This window comes from Phenylobacterium haematophilum (assembly GCF_014196295.1).
GTDB lineage: Bacteria > Pseudomonadota > Alphaproteobacteria > Caulobacterales > Caulobacteraceae > Phenylobacterium > Phenylobacterium haematophilum.
In genome coordinates this window covers 50,777-66,036 of sequence record NZ_JACIDK010000006.1, presented here as the reverse complement: position 1 = coordinate 66,036, position 15,260 = coordinate 50,777, and the positions used below count along the sequence as shown (strand labels likewise).

23 protein-coding genes are annotated in these 15,260 nt (G+C 71.0%); 21 read left to right on the top strand and 2 right to left on the bottom strand.

Features of this window, described 5'->3' with window-relative positions:
* Positions 1-7 precede the first annotated feature (7 nt).
* A complete protein-coding gene (locus GGQ61_RS17795; RefSeq protein ID WP_183775827.1) occupies positions 8-376 on the bottom strand; it encodes a single-stranded DNA-binding protein in 369 nt (122 codons plus the stop codon).
* Between the two features lie 550 nt (positions 377-926).
* On the opposite strand from GGQ61_RS17795, the gene GGQ61_RS17790 reads away from it, so the two are divergent.
* The 20 genes from GGQ61_RS17790 to GGQ61_RS17695 all read left to right on the top strand — a co-directional run bounded on the left by GGQ61_RS17790 (position 927) and on the right by GGQ61_RS17695 (position 13,780).
* The gene (locus GGQ61_RS17790) at positions 927-1,181 is read left to right on the top strand and encodes a hypothetical protein (RefSeq protein WP_183775825.1); all 255 of its coding nucleotides are present in this window, start codon (positions 927-929) and stop codon (positions 1,179-1,181) included.
* Positions 1,178-1,609 carry a type II toxin-antitoxin system PemK/MazF family toxin gene (locus GGQ61_RS17785; RefSeq protein WP_183775823.1) on the top strand — a complete coding sequence of 144 codons (432 nt, stop codon included), beginning with the start codon at positions 1,178-1,180 and terminating at the stop codon, positions 1,607-1,609. Before GGQ61_RS17790 ends, GGQ61_RS17785 begins: the two co-directional genes overlap by 4 nt.
* A 344-nt stretch (positions 1,610-1,953) precedes the next feature.
* A complete protein-coding gene (locus tag GGQ61_RS17780) occupies positions 1,954-2,934 on the top strand; it encodes a hypothetical protein (RefSeq protein WP_183775821.1) in 981 nt (326 codons plus the stop codon).
* Positions 2,935-2,970: 36 nt separating this feature from the next.
* On the top strand, positions 2,971-3,210 hold the full coding sequence (locus tag GGQ61_RS17775) for a hypothetical protein (protein WP_183775819.1): 240 nt from the start codon (positions 2,971-2,973) through the stop codon (positions 3,208-3,210).
* Positions 3,203-4,189, top strand: a complete 987-nt coding sequence (locus tag GGQ61_RS17770; RefSeq protein WP_221221117.1) for a phosphoadenosine phosphosulfate reductase domain-containing protein — start codon at positions 3,203-3,205, stop codon at positions 4,187-4,189. The genes GGQ61_RS17775 and GGQ61_RS17770 overlap by 8 nt, the downstream gene beginning before the upstream one ends.
* A gap of 68 nt (positions 4,190-4,257) precedes the next feature.
* On the top strand, positions 4,258-4,794 hold the full coding sequence (locus tag GGQ61_RS17765) for a hypothetical protein (RefSeq protein WP_183775817.1): 537 nt from the start codon (positions 4,258-4,260) through the stop codon (positions 4,792-4,794).
* Positions 4,791-5,123 (top strand): zinc finger domain-containing protein, encoded by a 333-nt coding sequence (locus GGQ61_RS17760; RefSeq protein WP_183775815.1) that lies wholly within the window; start codon positions 4,791-4,793, stop codon positions 5,121-5,123. Before GGQ61_RS17765 ends, GGQ61_RS17760 begins: the two co-directional genes overlap by 4 nt.
* Before the next feature lie 90 nt (positions 5,124-5,213).
* A complete protein-coding gene (locus tag GGQ61_RS17755; RefSeq protein WP_183775813.1) occupies positions 5,214-5,705 on the top strand; it encodes a hypothetical protein in 492 nt (163 codons plus the stop codon).
* Positions 5,690-5,986: a DUF4326 domain-containing protein gene (locus tag GGQ61_RS17750; protein ID WP_183775811.1), complete on the top strand. Its 297-nt coding sequence runs from the start codon at positions 5,690-5,692 to the stop codon at positions 5,984-5,986. The genes GGQ61_RS17755 and GGQ61_RS17750 overlap by 16 nt, the downstream gene beginning before the upstream one ends.
* A 115-nt stretch (positions 5,987-6,101) precedes the next feature.
* On the top strand, positions 6,102-6,422 hold the full coding sequence (locus tag GGQ61_RS17745; RefSeq protein WP_183775809.1) for a hypothetical protein: 321 nt from the start codon (positions 6,102-6,104) through the stop codon (positions 6,420-6,422).
* Positions 6,422-8,386, top strand: coding sequence for a DNA cytosine methyltransferase (locus GGQ61_RS17740; protein ID WP_183775807.1), 1,965 nt, complete (start codon positions 6,422-6,424; stop codon positions 8,384-8,386). The genes GGQ61_RS17745 and GGQ61_RS17740 overlap by 1 nt, the downstream gene beginning before the upstream one ends.
* A gap of 141 nt (positions 8,387-8,527) precedes the next feature.
* Entirely contained in the window at positions 8,528-8,896 is a 369-nt protein-coding gene (locus GGQ61_RS17735; protein WP_183775805.1) for a DUF7007 domain-containing protein, read from the top strand.
* Positions 8,889-9,617: a RadC family protein gene (gene radC, locus GGQ61_RS17730; protein WP_183775803.1), complete on the top strand. Its 729-nt coding sequence runs from the start codon at positions 8,889-8,891 to the stop codon at positions 9,615-9,617. Before GGQ61_RS17735 ends, radC begins: the two co-directional genes overlap by 8 nt.
* A gap of 79 nt (positions 9,618-9,696) precedes the next feature.
* Entirely contained in the window at positions 9,697-10,107 is a 411-nt protein-coding gene (locus GGQ61_RS17725) for an antirestriction protein (RefSeq protein WP_183775801.1), read from the top strand.
* Positions 10,108-10,236: 129 nt separating this feature from the next.
* On the top strand, positions 10,237-10,734 hold the full coding sequence (locus GGQ61_RS17720) for a GcrA family cell cycle regulator (protein ID WP_183775799.1): 498 nt from the start codon (positions 10,237-10,239) through the stop codon (positions 10,732-10,734).
* A gap of 13 nt (positions 10,735-10,747) precedes the next feature.
* Positions 10,748-11,296, top strand: a complete 549-nt coding sequence (locus GGQ61_RS17715) for a hypothetical protein (RefSeq protein WP_183775797.1) — start codon at positions 10,748-10,750, stop codon at positions 11,294-11,296.
* Entirely contained in the window at positions 11,283-11,837 is a 555-nt protein-coding gene (locus GGQ61_RS17710) for a deazapurine DNA modification protein DpdA family protein (protein WP_183775795.1), read from the top strand. Before GGQ61_RS17715 ends, GGQ61_RS17710 begins: the two co-directional genes overlap by 14 nt.
* A complete protein-coding gene (locus GGQ61_RS17705; RefSeq protein WP_425501018.1) occupies positions 11,792-12,157 on the top strand; it encodes a deazapurine DNA modification protein DpdA family protein in 366 nt (121 codons plus the stop codon). Before GGQ61_RS17710 ends, GGQ61_RS17705 begins: the two co-directional genes overlap by 46 nt.
* A gap of 129 nt (positions 12,158-12,286) precedes the next feature.
* The gene (locus GGQ61_RS17700) at positions 12,287-13,219 is read left to right on the top strand and encodes a DUF2493 domain-containing protein (protein ID WP_183775791.1); all 933 of its coding nucleotides are present in this window, start codon (positions 12,287-12,289) and stop codon (positions 13,217-13,219) included.
* Between the two features lie 345 nt (positions 13,220-13,564).
* Positions 13,565-13,780 carry a hypothetical protein gene (locus GGQ61_RS17695; protein WP_183775789.1) on the top strand — a complete coding sequence of 72 codons (216 nt, stop codon included), beginning with the start codon at positions 13,565-13,567 and terminating at the stop codon, positions 13,778-13,780.
* A gap of 412 nt (positions 13,781-14,192) precedes the next feature.
* Here the strand turns inward: GGQ61_RS17695 and GGQ61_RS22520 are convergent, their stop codons facing one another.
* Complete coding sequence (locus tag GGQ61_RS22520; protein ID WP_281372727.1) at positions 14,193-14,327, bottom strand: hypothetical protein; 135 nt, start codon at positions 14,325-14,327, stop codon at positions 14,193-14,195.
* A 440-nt stretch (positions 14,328-14,767) separates the two neighbouring features.
* Here GGQ61_RS22520 and GGQ61_RS17690 point away from each other — a divergent pair, with 440 nt between their 5' ends.
* Positions 14,768-15,133: a single-stranded DNA-binding protein gene (locus GGQ61_RS17690; RefSeq protein WP_183775787.1), complete on the top strand. Its 366-nt coding sequence runs from the start codon at positions 14,768-14,770 to the stop codon at positions 15,131-15,133.
* The last annotated feature ends 127 nt before the right edge of the window (positions 15,134-15,260 follow it).

The following is a 15,260-nucleotide window of genomic DNA, read 5'->3' as shown; positions in this document are numbered from 1 at the left end:
TTCGTCGTCAATCCTCGCCTTCGGGCTGATCGTGCTCGGGCCGGTCGAGGGACTTCAGTTCGTGGCCGGGCATGGCGATGACCACCTTCGCGAAGAACCGCTCGACGCCTTCGTTGTCGGTGTAGCGGTCGTGGCGAATCTCGCCCTGGACATAGACCTTGGCGCCCTTCGAGAGGCCCTTGGAGGCCAGCCAGTTGACCGTCGCCGGGGTCCAGATCTCCACCTGGTGCCAGGTCGGGTAGTCGCGCCGCTCGCCGTTCTTCTTGGTGTAGCGGCTGGTGCAGACCCGCAGGCTGGCGACCTTCTTGCCGTCCTGAGTGGTGCGGATCTCCGCTTCGGCGCCGGTGAAGCCGATCAGTTGGACTTGGTTCAGCATCGTCGTTCTCCAGATCTTCCGCCCGGAGGAGCCCGGGCGGCTCGCGGTCCCTGCCGCGATCACGCCACCGCCCAGGTCGGGGATCAGCGAGGGGGTGAAGCCCGGCCAGGCTGGAAACCGGTCTGCAGCCCAGCGAAGACCGGAGGGTCCGGTCCGGCCGCCTGGCCACGCCAGGTCGGCTTCGCCCCGAGCGACCCGGCCTAGGTTTGCGTGATTGATCGCGCGGGACCCGCCCGCCGCCTTGGACCCACCACAAGGGGAGCACCGCAACGTCGATGCGCCACGGACAGTGCTTGAGGTTCACCGCGCCAAGCCGCGCGCGGGGTTCAGGGCGTTGACGCGCTCGTCAGGCCGGCCCATCTGCGCTGCCGCGACGCGAGAACAGAGACACCCCCGCGCCCGTACCTGGCCCGGCCACCTGTGGCCCTTGGAGGCCAGACGGTTACGCTTGGCGCCTTCGATCGACCTTGCGGCCGTCCCAAGCGACGGCTAGGGCGGTCCGCCTTGACAAAAAGCGAAAAACGCGCGTTTTACACATCTGGAGATTCCGATGACCGCCCATGCCACCGTCAAGGCTACGACCTTCGCCCGGCACTTCGCCCGCTATCAGGACGAGGCCATCCGCGAGAAGGTGATCGTGGTCACGAGCCACGACCGCGTGGTCGGGGGCTATCTGTCGGCCGAGGAGCTTGCGCACTATCAGCGCCTGAAGGCCAGGGAGCGAAAAGTCTACAAGACCGAGGAGCTGCCCGATCATCTCATCGCCGCGATCGATGCGGCTGAGTATGGCGTCGCCCCCAAATGACGTTGCCGGCTCCCGAGCCGGGCCTGGTCGTTCGATACAGCTTTCTCTGGAGCCATGAGGCCGAGGCTGGGGCCGACGAGGGTTCGAAGGATCGACCCTGCGCCATCGTCGTCGCCGCGGCGCTCGGGGAGACCGGCGATATCACCGTCCTCGTCGCACCGATCACCCATGCGCTTCCCGAGGAGGATGATTCCATCCCCATTCCGCCGCAGGCGGCGCGCGCGCTCGGCCTCGATGGCGCGGATCACTGGATCCGGGTCGATGAACTCAACGAGTTCATCTGGCCCGGCTACGACCTGCGGCCGATACCGGGCCGCGCCGACGCCTACGCCTACGGCCTTTTGCCGAAGGCGATCTACGAGCGGCTGCGCGCCGCCATCCGGTCGCGGCGACTGCACAGGCGTCCGCAGGTCCAGAAGCGCGATTGACGCTCAAAGGCTAGAGGAAGGGCGCGGCCGGTCGAACCGGCCAGAAGCATAGGCGTCCCAGGCGTTCGCCGGCGCCCGCCGCGCCGACGGTCCTTGCTCCCCGCCCGACCCGGCGCGCACCCCTTCAACCTCGTTCAGACGCACCAGCGCCGGGCGGCCGCCCGGACCAAATCCGGCGCCTGAGAGGGAATCTCGCCAGGGTCCGCCGATCGCGGCAGGCCGGTGGGATAATCCCAAACGTCTCGTTCCAGCCCATCCGCACAGAGGTGGAGGGGAGGAGCAAGGGCCGGTCCCGGTGAGCCGGACGCGGAATTGGCCGCCGCCGGTGTTGTCCGGAGGCCGCCTTGTCCCCCACACCCCTTCGCTCGCCCGTCCTCGCCGCCTGGGGCGCCGGCGTCGATTCCACAGGCATGCTCGTCGAGCTGGTCGAACGGGGCGAGCCCGTCGATCAGGTCCTGCTCGCCGAGGTCCCGGAGAAGCCCGAGACCGTGGCTTTCATCCCCATTTTCCAGGCTTGGCTGGCCGAACGCGGCGTCCCTTCGGAAATCGTCCGCTACGTCCCGAAGAACTTCAAGAACTGGCCGGCCTATCGGACTCTGACCGAGAACCTGCTGACCAACGGCACCCTGCCCGGGATCGCCTTCGGCCGCGGCACCTGCAGCCAGAAGTGGAAGGCGGCGCCCCAGCATGCCTGGGCCAAGGCCTGGCCGCCGGCGATCGCCGCCTGGGCCGCCGGGCGCAAGGTGATCAAGCTGATCGGCTATGACGCCAGTCCCGCCGACGAGCGCCGCTACCGGGCGGTCCAGGATCTGGACGATCCGCTCTACGAACATCGCTACCCCCTGCGCGAGTGGGGCTGGACGCGGGCGGACTGCGCCCGGCGGATCGCCGCCGCCGGCCTGCCGGTGCCGCCCAAGAGCGCGTGCTTCTTCTGCACTGCCGCTCGCCCGGAGGAGATCCGCGCCCTTCCCCGCGCGCTGCTCCGCCAGATCGTCCTGATCGAGGCCCGCGCCGCGCCGCGGCTACGCACCGTCGACGGCCTGTGGCGAAAGTCGGTCAAGGGCGCGCGGGGCGCCACCCCCCGGCCCGGGTCGATGACGGCGTTCATCCGGCAGGAGCGTCTCCTCCAGGCCGAGGAGATCGACGCCATCATCGCCCTGGCGCCGGAGAGCCTCCTGCGCTGGCAGTCGGCGGTCGCCGCCGCCGGCGCGGAGCCGCGCCCGGAGATGGCGCGCTGGCTCACCCTGTTCGACGCCTTCGCCGCCGACCCCCGGCGGATCGACGGCGACCCGGGCCTCTACGCGGGCCTGGTCGCCAGGCCCTGAGCGGCCGCCCTCGCCCCCCTGTCCAAGGAGACCACCATGTTGCTCAAGATCGACGCGCGCCAGCTCGGCGCGCTGCTCGCCGGCCTGCGCCTGCTGCAGGACCATGCTGCCGACGGCTACGAGAACCCGGCTATCCTCGATGTCTTCGCCGACGGCCGACCCGTCGAACCGTTCGACGTCTGCGAGATCGAGGCCCTCTGCCAGGGCTTGGACGGCGGCGCGCTTTTGGTCGACGAGGCCGACGTCTCGGCGATCGGCGAGCCGGCCGATGGATAGCCTGCGCTGTCGCCGGTCGGACATGGCCGCCTTGGCGGCCTACGACCGAATCCTGATCGCCTTTAGCGGCGGCAAGGATTCGCTGGCTTGCCTGCTCCACCTGCTGGCGCTGGGCGTCGATCCGAGCCGCATCGAGCTGCATCACCACGAGGTCGACGGGCGCGGCGCGAGCTTCATGGACTGGCCGGTGACGCCGGCCTATGTCGCCGCCCTGGCCGATCACTTCGGCCTGCCGCTCTATTTTTCCTGGCGCGAGGGCGGCTTCCGTCGCGAGATGGAGCGGGACGGCGACCCGACCGCGCCGGTCCTGTTCGAGACGCCCGGCGGCCAGCTCGGCCGCACGGGCGGCGCGGGCCCGCCCGGCGTGCGCGGCCGCTTCCCGCAGGTCTCGGCGGACCTCTCCGTGCGCTGGTGCAGCCCGGCGCTGAAGATCGACGTGCTGGCCTCAGCGATCCGCGGCCAGACGCGGTTCGAGGACGGCCGGACCCTGGTGGTGACCGGCGAGCGGGCCGAGGAGAGCCCGGCGCGGGCGCGCTACCGCCCGTTCGAGCCGCACCGCACGGCCTGCGCACGGCGACATGTCGACCACTGGCGGCCGATCCTCGCCTGGCCCGAGGCCCAGGTCTGGGACGCCATCGCCGCGGCGTCGATCCGGCCGCATCCGGCCTATAGCCTCGGCTGGTCGCGCCTCAGCTGCCGGTGCTGCATCTTCGGCTCGCCGGCCCAATGGGCGACGATCCGGGCGCTCTATCCGGAGGTCTTCTCCGAGATCGCCGCGCGCGAGGCCGTCTCGGGTCGGACCATCCAGCGAACCGCGAGCGTGGTGGCCCTGGCGGATCGCGGCGTCCCCTACCCTGCCGCCCTCGCCGATCCGGATTTGGCGGCGCTCGCGGCCTCGGACCGCTGGACCCTGCCGGTGACCGAACGGCCTTGGCGCTTGCCGGCGGGGGCGTTCGGGGAGGCATCGGGTCCGAGCTAGGGGGAGAAAGGGACCGGCCGGGCGAGCCCGGCGGGGAATAGGTCTTCGGCGGGCGCAGGAGCCCTGCCATGTCGACCTCCCCTACTGCTGACGCCGACCCATCGGACACCGAGACCTTGCGGACCTTCCAGGTCGTCGCCGCCCAGGAGATGCCCTTCTACTGCTCCTTCACCGTCGAGGCGGCCGATCCTGACGCCGCCTTGGCGAGAGCCAAGGCCATGCTACTCGCCGAGGCAGGGATGCTGACGGAGCGAGAGCCCGAAGGGGCCCATAGCCTGCGCATCGTCGCCCTGCAGGAAGACGACCAGGATCCGATCTTCGCGGATGTGTCGCTCGACCCTGACGCCCCGCTCTGGCCGGGTCCGGCGTTCCGAACGGCGGTGCTGGCGACCAGCTCGGCGCTCGCGGCGTTGATCATCTCGCTCGGCGAGGCGGAGTCCTACCCCGCCGAGCTTGACCGGCTCGCCGCCAACCTCCGCCTGCTTCACCTCGATTGCGAGGGCGCGGCCGCCCTGGCCGCGGCCCGGCGCACCGAAGCGCCCGACGCTTGGGTGGACAAGGTCCTGGAGTGGGCCTGGGCGCAGATGGACGGAGGGGCGCGATGACCAGTCCGACGACCGCCGCCAACATCCACTGCCGGCGAGAGGGCTGCGGCAAGACTTGGACGCGAGACCCGGCCCTGGAGGTCGCCTGCCCGACTTGCCGCGCGCCCATCGGCCGTGGTTGCGCCCGCCCGTCCGAGCACCGCACCTGGGGCGGCGAGCCCCACGCCGAACGCGACATAGCCGCGGACCAGGCCGGTCATTACGGATCGTGCCCGCTCGGCTGGTGTGGGCTTGAAAACAAGCGGCGCCGGCAGGAGGCGGCCGCCATGCCGCTGTTCGCATCGGGTGACATGCCCCGCATGGACGAGCCGCTGCCGGCTGGGCCGTAAGGCGCCCACGCCCACTGGGGAGCTTGAAGCAAGGGAGAGGCCGGTCGAGCCGGCCGGGGAATGGTTCCTGGGCCGGCGCAGGAGCCGATCATGCTCTACCCCTTCCCGCCGACCCGCGGAGCCTCCTCTCCCCGGGGCCCGATGCGGCGTCAGATCGCCAATCCCGTGCTCGGCCTGCCGGCCGCCCGCGCCCTGATGGATCTCGATCCTCTCGCGCGAGCGGCGCTGGCCGAGGTCCTGGCCGATCTCGGGACCGACGCCGCCGCGCGCGCCCAGCGCAGCTGGGCTCAGAACAAGGGGATCATGGCCGCCTACTGGAAGGCGGTCAGCGTCTACGCCCGGCACATCCGCCGGGTCCTGGTCGCCGTCGGCCGCGAGGGGCGTGGCGGTCGTGTTGGCCGTGAGGCCGGCGCGGCGTCGTCCCATCGTGGCGCGTCACCCCGCTTGTCAACGGCTGGCGCCGTTCCCGTCCGCGCCGTCGGCGCGCCCGTGACAACCGGGGCCCCGACGCGACCCGAGACGCCGTCGCCGCTCGTAGGGAGCGGCCAGGTCGAAGGAGCACGCGGGTGTGCAAGGTCTTGAACAAGCGGGCGGCGGGCGTCCCCGAGGGTGCGGTTTACATCGGGCGCGGCAGTCCGTGGGGCAATCCGTTCCGGATCGGCCCGGACGGCGATCGGGCGGCGGTGATCGCCAGGCACGAGGCCTGGCTGCGCGGTCAGCATCACCTGCTGCGGGCGGTGCCGAGCCTGCGGGGCAAGGACCTGGTGTGCTTCTGCGCCCCGGCGGCCTGCCATGGCGACCTCCTGCTGCGGCTCGCCAACGGCTCGCGCGAGGCGATGATCGCCTGGTGGCGAGGGGGATAAGGCGTCCCCCGCCCCAGGGATCGGCGCGGCCGATGCTCCCCGCGGCGGCGGAAGCGGCCCCGGGGGAAAGGAGGAGGAAGGGTGCGGACGGGCGTCCCCAGCAGAGGAGGCCCAGATGCCCCACTCCCCCATCGCCCCGACGCTCACCGTCACCTGGCGCAGCGAGAACTACGGCCGCTTCGACGGTGCGCGCAGCGCTTTCCGACTCTACGACACCGTTGATCTGGACGACACCGCCGTCGCCCAGATCCATGCCGCAGCCACCAAGGCCGGGTACTTTTGGGAGCCCGGCCGCTGCGCCTGGATCGCCTGGGCCGACAGCGCGCGCGAGCGCTTCATCGCCGGCCTGCAGACCCTCGGCTACGCCGTCGAACACGCCGGCAGCTGGCGCGGCCCGGAAGGCGATGGTGCGCCCCCGGCGCCGGGGGCGCGGTGATGGCGAAGAAAATCCTCGTCGCCGACCTGCTGTGCGGCGCCGGCGGTTCGACCGAGGGCTGCGAGCGCGCCCTCCTCGACCTGGGGTTCAGCCTGGACGAGATCGAGTTCGTCGCGGTCAACCACTGGCCGACGGCGATCCAGTCCCACGCCATCAATCATCCCCGCGCCCGGCACTACGTGCAGGACATCGCCACGGTGCGGCCGCACCTGCTGGTCCCCGAGGGCTACCTCGACCTCCTGATGGCGTCGCCGACCTGCACGCACCACTCGAATGCGCGGGGCGGCAAGCCCACCTCCGACCAGCAGCGGAGCGACCCTTGGCACATCATCACCTGGCTGACCGAGCTTCGGGTCAAGCGCCTGATCATCGAGAACGTCTGGGAGTTCATCAAATGGGGTCCGGTCGACCGGCGCACCGGCCGGCCGATCAAGCGCCGTGAGGGCGAATACTTCTGGGCCTGGATCAGCGCCATCAAGGCGCTGGGCTTCACCCAGATCGAGTGGCGCAAGCTGAACGCGGCCGACTACGGCGACGCCACCACCCGCAGCCGGTTCATCCTGATGGCCCGCAGCGACCGCAAGCCGGTGCAGTTCCCGGCGGCGACCCACGCCCGCAGGCCCAACAGCGCCGACCTGTTCGCGACCCTGCAGCCCTGGCGGCCGGCGCGTGAGATCATCGACTGGGAGATCAGGGGCCGGTCGATCTTCAACCGGGACAAGCCGCTGGCGGCCAAGACCCTGGAGCGCATCTGGGCCGGTGCGGTCAAGCACCGCTGGCCCGAGCCCTTCCTGGTCATCCTGCGCAACCACATGGCCAGCCAGGGCCTGGACGTGCCCATCCCGTCGATCATGGCGAACGGCACGCACATCGGCCTCGCCCAGCCACTCGTGGGGACCATGAAGGCCGGGTGCGACCCCCGGACCGCCGGCGAGCCCCTGCATAGCCCCACCACCCAGGGCAGCCTGTTCACCGCCGAGCCTTTGGTCATGAATGGGCGCAGGGGCAACAAGGCCACGCCGGCCGGCCGGGCGCCGATTCCGACGCTGGACACCAAGGGTGGCGTCTGGGTGGTGGAGCCCTTCATCGCCAGCGTCGCCCACGGCAATAGCCAGGGCGACTCCACAGCCGACAGCCGCCGGTGCAAGAGCCTGGACGATCCGCTCGGCACGGTTCACGCCGGCGGCGGCAAGTTCGCCATGGTCGAGCCCTTCGTGCTCAGCCAGGGCGCGGGCGGCGTGGCGCGCCAGACCATCCAGCCGATCCCGGCGATCCCGACGCATGGCGCCCATGCGCTGATCTCGCCCTACTACAGCAACGGCTGGCAGCAGCAGTCCGGCTCGCCGCCGCCCTGCTACACCGTCGAGGACCCGGTGCCGCCGATCACGACCAGGGGCCGCTTCGGGGTGGTGGTCCCCGTCACGCAGAGCAAGCGCGGGAACACCGCCCGGTCGACCGAGGAGCCTATCCCGACGGCGACGACCGCCAAGGGCGGCGAGTTCGCCATCGTGATGCCGGTGACCCACCACGACGGGTCCAACCGGAGCCGGGACGTCAACCAGGAGCCGATCCCGACCCCGACCGGCGCCAACCGTGGCGAACTGGCCTTCATCGCCGCCCAGTTCGGCGAACGGCCGGGCCAGGCGCCGAGGACCCACAGCGTGGAGGCCCCCACGCCGACCATCGCGGCCACCGGCCACGTCAACTTGGTGGAGGGGGTCGAAGGGCTCGAGGGCTACGACATCCTATTCCGGATGCTGGAGCCGCACGAGCTGGCGGCCGCCATGGGCTTCGACGGCGACGGCCGCCACTACACCTTCGTCGGCACCAAGACCGAGCAGATCAAGCAGATCGGCAACGCCGTCTCGGTGCGGAAGATGAAGGCGTGCGTCATGGCGCTGATGGCCGACGCCGTTCCGCGCAGACGAACCGCTCCGCCGCCCGCGCTGGAGATCGCCGCGTGAGCCCGCTGTCGATCCCGCGACCATCATCGCGTGGCGGGGCGGCGATTGAGCGGCCGCCCGCATCTTGGGAAAGGCTGGAGGAAGGGGCCCGCCGGGTGAGCCGGCCGGGGAATGGGTCCTGGGCCGGCGTTGGAGCCGGCCATGGCCTACCCCTTCCCGCCCCGCTGCGGATTCGCCTCGCCCTGGGGTGCGATCCAGACCGTTACGCCGCTCGGGCCCGATGCGGTCGCAGTCTCGACCGCCTCGCATGGCGGCCTTTGCGTCTCGCCGGACGCGCTGGCGCGCATGCCCGCGGCGACCCGCCAAACCGCGTACAGCGCGAACGGCTGGTTCGAGGAGGACTGCGACTGGGCCCTGCCCTATCTCGCCCTGGGCCTCGACGCGCACGAGGACGATCCCGTGCGCGGCCCTGCGCTCCGCGCTGCGGCCGAGCGCACGATCCGCGCCTACCACCCCCAGCATGCGGCCCTGCTCGGCGTCGCCAAGGCCCGGGAGACCGGCCATGGTTGAGCAAGGCGATCTCTTCGCGCCCGGTGTGTCCGAAATCTCGACGTCGGCGGCGATCGCGTCGCCGGCCGACCCCGGCGCCGAGCTGCGCGAGCGCTTCGTCGCTCATGGGGCGGCGGCCTTGGACGAGGGCGACACCCTCGCCCTGATCCTCGCCCGCTGCCTGCGCCCGGGGGCCAACGTCTGCTACGCCGCCGACGCGCTGATGGCGCGGTTCGGCGGGGTGTGGCGCATCTTCGGCGCGCCGGAGCCGGAGCTGGCCCGTGTGGTCGGCCGGGAGGCCGCGCGCGAGCTCGTCCTGCTGCACGGCCTCTTGGTGCGCCTGCTGGAACACCCCCTGCGCCAACGCACGCTGCTCAGCTCCCATGAGGCGGTGACGACATATCTCCGGGCCCGGCTCGCCGCCCCGCCGAGAGAGGTGTTCCACGTCCTATTCCTCGACAAACGCAACCAGCTGATCGCCGATGAGCGCCTGGGCGTCGGCACCGTCGACCACGCCCCGGTCTATCCCCGCGAGGTGGCGCGACGTGCGCTCGAGTTGTCGGCGAGCTCGGTCCTGCTCGCGCATAATCACCCCTCCGGCGACCCGGCGCCGTCGCGCGCCGACATCGACATGACCAAGCAGGTGGTGGCGGCGCTCCGCGTCCTGCGGATCGCCGTCCTCGACCACTTCATCGTCGCCGGCGACCAGGTGCTGAGCTTCCGGGCCCAGGGGCTGATGTAGGCGGCGGGAGGCGGAGGAAGGGACCGGAGCGGGCGAGCGCGTCGGGATGTGCCCCCGCGCCGTGTTCGGAGCCCTCATCATGACCACCAGACCCCCGGCCACCCTTGTTGCGCCTGAGCGCCGCGAGGGCTTTCTACCCAAACTCTTCGGCCTGCCGCTGATGATTGTCGGCGAGCACACGGTCTATTCGCTGATGGAACGGCTGAGCCCCGCCGAGTACGGCGGCGGTTCGTGGGATTTCTACGAGCGCAGCGGGGCGCCGCTGTTCATGGCGCCCACCTCCAAGCCGCGCTTCCGCATCGAGCCGGACATCACGATGTTCGGCGGCGAAGTCTCGGCCGAGGCGGCGGGGATCATCGTCACCCTCTTCGCCTTCTCGCACCTGTCGTTCCGCCATGGCTCCGATCGGCTCGCCGACGGCTATGAGCGGCTCTACCGCTACGCGGCCGGGCACGCCGAATGCTCGGCGATCCTGCAGGCGATCGACTGAACATTCCCGAGCGCCCCGTCTCCGCGTCGGGGCGCTTGTTGTGCTGCCCGAACGGAGGTGCGCGGGCCCGAGGACGGAGGAAGGGACCGGCGGGGTGGGCTCGCTCCCGAGCCTTTGGAGGTCCTTCCCATGACCAGCTGGTCCGAACCCCGCATCACCACCTTGCGCACGCTCTGGCTCGACGGCCTGTCGGCGTCGCAGATCGCCAAGCAGCTCGGCGGCGTCACCCGCAACGCCGTCATCGGCAAGGTCCATCGGCTGGGCCTTGGCGGCCGGGGCGCTCCGTCGGCGCCAGGCCGCCCCTCGCGCGTCAGCCCGCCTCGGCCTGCCCGTCCCCGCCGCGCGGCCGCTCGTCCCTCGCGGGTCATGGCGCCGCCGCGTCCGCCCGTGGCGGCCCCGGCCTCTGCCCCCGAGGGGCCCGGCCTGGTCACCGACATGGCGCGGCTCGGCGTCCATGCCTGCAAGTGGCCGATCGGCGATCCGAAGAGCCCGGACTTCAGCTTCTGCGGTCGTCATGCCGACGGGCGCTACTGCACTGCCCACGAAACCCAGGGCGTCCGTCCAGGGACGGCCTGGCGCGCCGACCGGGACCCGGTCGTCCGCCGCGCCCTGGCCGGCCTGATCTGAGCGGGGTTGGGCCATGCTTCCCTCCCCGCTCCTGCGGTACGCGCAGGAAGAGCCCGTGGCGGCCGCCGCGCCGGCACGGGCGCCCGGCAGCGGCATGATCGTCCCGCCCTTCACCACCCTCGCGGCGTGGCTGGCGGAGATCGATCGCCAGGGCGCGCTGATGCGGCCGAGGCGCCGCCTCTACGAACGGTTCGACCGCACCGCCCGCACCCTCACGCCCGAGCGCATCCGCCGGGCGGACGATCCCGTCGCCGTCGGCGAGCTGGTGGGCCGCCTACGCGTGGCCCGCTATCCGTGGGGTCATGATCTGCATGAGCTTGACCGGGTGTGGTCGCGCGCCGAACTCGGCGTCCTGATCACCGAGGCGGTCAACCGCCAGCGCCAGCTGGCCATCGGCCGGGTGACGCCGCGGCCGAAGGGTCCGCAGTTCGATCCCCGGCGGTTGCCGGACGACCGGCTCGATCACCTGATCCAGCATCATCGCGACCTGCAGGTGGTGGAGGCGCTGCGTGCGGAGCGCCGGCGGCGCGAGACCTTGCGAGGCGATCATGCGACCGCCTGACGGGTCTTTCGCCCTAACGCGCGATGTGGATTTCCGCTTCTACGTGGGCGTCCACCATCCGCGGCTGGCCTGGCCGCTCACCTTGCGCGGCTTCCGGGTGTGCATCTCGGCGAACGTGCTGCGGGACCGGGTGTGCGATACGCCCTTCGTGGGGTGCGACGAGCCGTGGCTGCTGGATTCCGGTGCCTTCACCCAGGTCGCCCTGCAGGGCGGGTTCAGCCAACCGCCCAGGGCCTATGCGGCGATGATCCGCCGCTATGCGGGAACCGGCCTGATCGCGGCCTCCACTCAGGACTACATGTGCGAGCCCGTCGCGCTGAAGGCGACGGGCCTGACGGTCGCCCGTCACCAGGGTTTGACCATCGAGCGGTTCGACGCGATCCGGGACGCCGGCGTGGGCCGTGTGCATCTGCTGCCGGTGCTGCAAGGCCGCACCCCGACGACTACCGCCGTCACCTTGAGGCCTATGGCGACCGCATCGGTCCTGGCGCCTGGGTGGGCGTGGGGTCGCTCTGCAAGCGGCAGGGCCGCCCTGAGGTGATCGCGGCAATCCTCGACGCCATCCAGCAGGACCGGCCGGACCTGCGCCTGCACGGGTTCGGCTGCAAGCGCACGTCGCTGCTCGATGAGGCCGTGCGGAGCCGCCTGGCCACGGCCGACAGCATGGCGTGGTCGTTCGCGGCGCGCTTCGAGGGCCGCGACCAGAACGCCTGGGACGAGGCCGGCCGGTTCGGGCTCAGCGTCGGCGGGTGTCCGGAGGCGGTTGAATGGTTGGCCGCGAAGGCCGGCTGGCGCCGGGCGGTGCGGAGGGACGCTGCAGCGTCCGAGCGTGGGGTGGGCGCGGCCCTTTGGCTCCAGTGACCTCGCCACCAATCGCCGGCCCCCACAAGGGGCGCTGCGCTCAAAGCCCTTGTGGGGTCCGCCGCTGGGCGGCGCGAGGCGGTCCCGAGCCGACGGGCTCGCACCCCCAACCCACGAAGGGACTTTCCCATGCAGTTTTCCCTCTCTCCCCCCTCTTCTGATCGCCTGACGGCCTACGAGGCTCAGGCCCTCCACCTGGAGGACACCCGAACCCATCCGCCGGAGGCGGCGCTTCACCAGCTTGGTCACAGTCTCATGACGGAGCTGCTCGACGTTGTCGGCGAGTCCGCCCTGGAGGACTTCCATGTCCTGATCGGCGAGGCGCTGATCGGCGCCTTCCACTCCATGGCCCAGCGCATCGAGCGCGACGCCGACAAGGCCCGGGATCAGCTGGGCGGCCTGGTGCGGGATTTCGACGGCTCCGAGGTGCTCGACACCGAGATCCAGGACGTCACCCGCAAGGCGCGCGCCGCCGACGTCGCCACCCTGGCGATGGAGATCGTTCGCGATGCGGCCGCCGACACCTACACGACCAACACCGGCGAGGTGTGGAGCCCGTGGAAGGGCTCGGTCAAGGGCACCCGCACCACGGCGGCTCAGATCGAAGCCCGCGACGCCATCCGGGCCCAAAAGGCCCGCAAGCACGCGGCGACCGACCCGGGCGTGAGCATCGTGGCGTTCCGCGGCGCGCCGCAGGCGGACACGGCGGACGACGCCAACCGCATCTTCGACGCCCTGAACTGGGCGCGGGTGCAGTGGCCGGACATGGCGCTGGCCACGTCCGGGGCCAAGGGCGCCGAAAAGCTGGCTCTCAAGTGGGCCAAGCAGAAGGGCGTCCGGGTGGTGCTGGCGAAGGCCGATTTCGACCGACACGGCCGGGCGGCCCCGTTCCGGGCCAATGACGAGATGCTCGAGCTCGAGCTGGTGTGCGTGCTGACGCTGGCCAACACCATCAATTCGGAGCGCGCGGCGGAGCTGAAGCCCTTCGGGCCGGCGTTGAACCTGGCGCAGAAGGCGGCCGAGCGCGGGCTGCGTCATCTTCCGGTCAAGGCGCGGGCCTGAGCCCCGCCGGTGCGGCGGCCGCAAGGTCGCCGCATCCTTTTTGTCTGCGATCCGCGAGGGCTGTGGGAGCCGGCAGGGTCATCACAGGCTCACCGGAGGCCTCCAGGCGGACGATCGGGCGGGCTGAACGCGATCTCTCAAGGCGAACCTGGGCCGGGGCCGTTCGGGCTCAAGGCGACCTCGCCGGAGGGCGAGGCGTCGGCGCAGGACCCTCCGGCCTTCCTTCGCTGCGCTCTCGTGCAGGCCGGTTTCCACCGCCGCCGACCCTGAGTCCGACCCTCTCCCCGTCCCGACCGGTCGCATGATCGCGGGATGAGCCCGCCGGTCGAGCAACGGAGACTTCAGATGGCGAGCATGGCGATGGCGCAGGCGGTTCTGGAACACGCCCACCAATTCTACGACGTGGACAACTGGTATGTGGTCGCCGAGTGCTGGGACACTTGGTCGGTGCTCGAGGAGCTGGACCAGCACGAAGAGCGGACCAACGTCCCCTTCACCCTCGAGACGGCGGCGATCGCCCACTTCGGGGCGCTGATCGCGCAGCGGCGAACGGTCCACTGAGCTCTCGGGCGGCCGGCAACGGCCGCCCTCCCTCGTTTGAGCGAGAACGGGCGCCGAACGGAATCCAAGCCCTTGTGGGCGTTGGTCCTGACGGCGCGACCCGTTGGGGTTGGTGATTCGTTCCAACGGGCGCCGATCGGCGCCCGTCCTCGCGTTTCGTCACCCTGTCGGCGTGGGCCGACGGCGTGAATGGAATCTGGCCCCGGAGCTGAGCGACCTAGCCGCCGGCAACCGGCTAAGTATCGCGGCGAGACCCGGCGAAGGATCTCTGACGTTTTGGCTCGCCCCGTCCCTACGCTGTTTCGGCCCACAGGCGGAATGGCGTCCGCTCCCAGCCGGCGTCGGGCAGTTGCGGAGGCCCTTAGTCCTCGGAGACGGGCGAAGTCGGGCCGGCCCAGGCTTGGGTCGCGGACTAGGTCATAGGCGGCGAGCACCTATTCGGCTCACGCGGAATGGCCCCGGTCAAGTCGGTGCGGGCGGTGAGGTGGACGGTCACCCCGGGGGCGAACGGGACGCAGCTCCAGGCGGCGATGAGGCCAGCGCTCATCTGCAGGTCTCCGGGTCCAGCCTCCCGAGGTTTGGGTGGGCGGCCCCCTGCCCGGCCGTTCGTGGGTGCAGGATGAGGCGGTTCCCTCCGGGCGGCGACGTCGCGGTGGGCGTGTCAGGCGATCCGGTTCTCCGCAGTGACCCCTGGGGTCAGCCTTGGCGCATCGTCTAGGCGTCTTCCTGGGGATGGGGCCGTGGCGGAGGACGGTCCCGCGCGATCAATCACGTGAACCTAGGCCGGGTCGCTCAGGGTCGAAGCCGACCTCGCAGGCGAGGCGGCCGGGCCGGACCCTCCGGTCTTCGCAGCTAGCGCCGCTGCAGACCGGTTTCCAGCCCCGCCGGGCTTCGTCCCCTCGCTGATCCCCGACCTGGGCGGTCTCGTGATCGCGGCAGGGACCGCGAGCCGCCCGGGCTCCTCCGGGCGGAAGATGGAGAAAGACGATGCTGAACCAAGTCCAACTGATCGGTTTCACCGGCGCCGAGCCGGAAATCCGCACCACCCAAGGCGGCAAGAAGGTCGCCACCCTGCGGGTCTGCACCAGCCGCTACACCAAGAAGAACGGCGAGCGGAAGGACTACCCGACCTGGCACCAAGTGGAGATCTGGAACCAGGCGACGGTCAACTGGCTGGACTCCAAGGGCCTCTCGAAGGGCGCCAAGGTCTATGTCCAGGGCGAGATCCGCCACGACCGCTACACCGACAAGGACGGTGTCGAGCGCTTCTTCTCGAAGGTGGTCATCGCCATGCCCGGCCACGAGCTGAAGTCTCTGGACCGGCCCGAGCAAAACCCCGCCGAGGAGGACTGATCCGCCGCCCGCCCCACCCGGTCCGCCGGGTGGGGCTTTTCGGCGTGGTTCGGAATCGTGCTAGACGGCTCACTGAGGGTTAGTCGAATCGGCTAGACCTAAACCGTTCGGGGGTTTAGAGACCGCT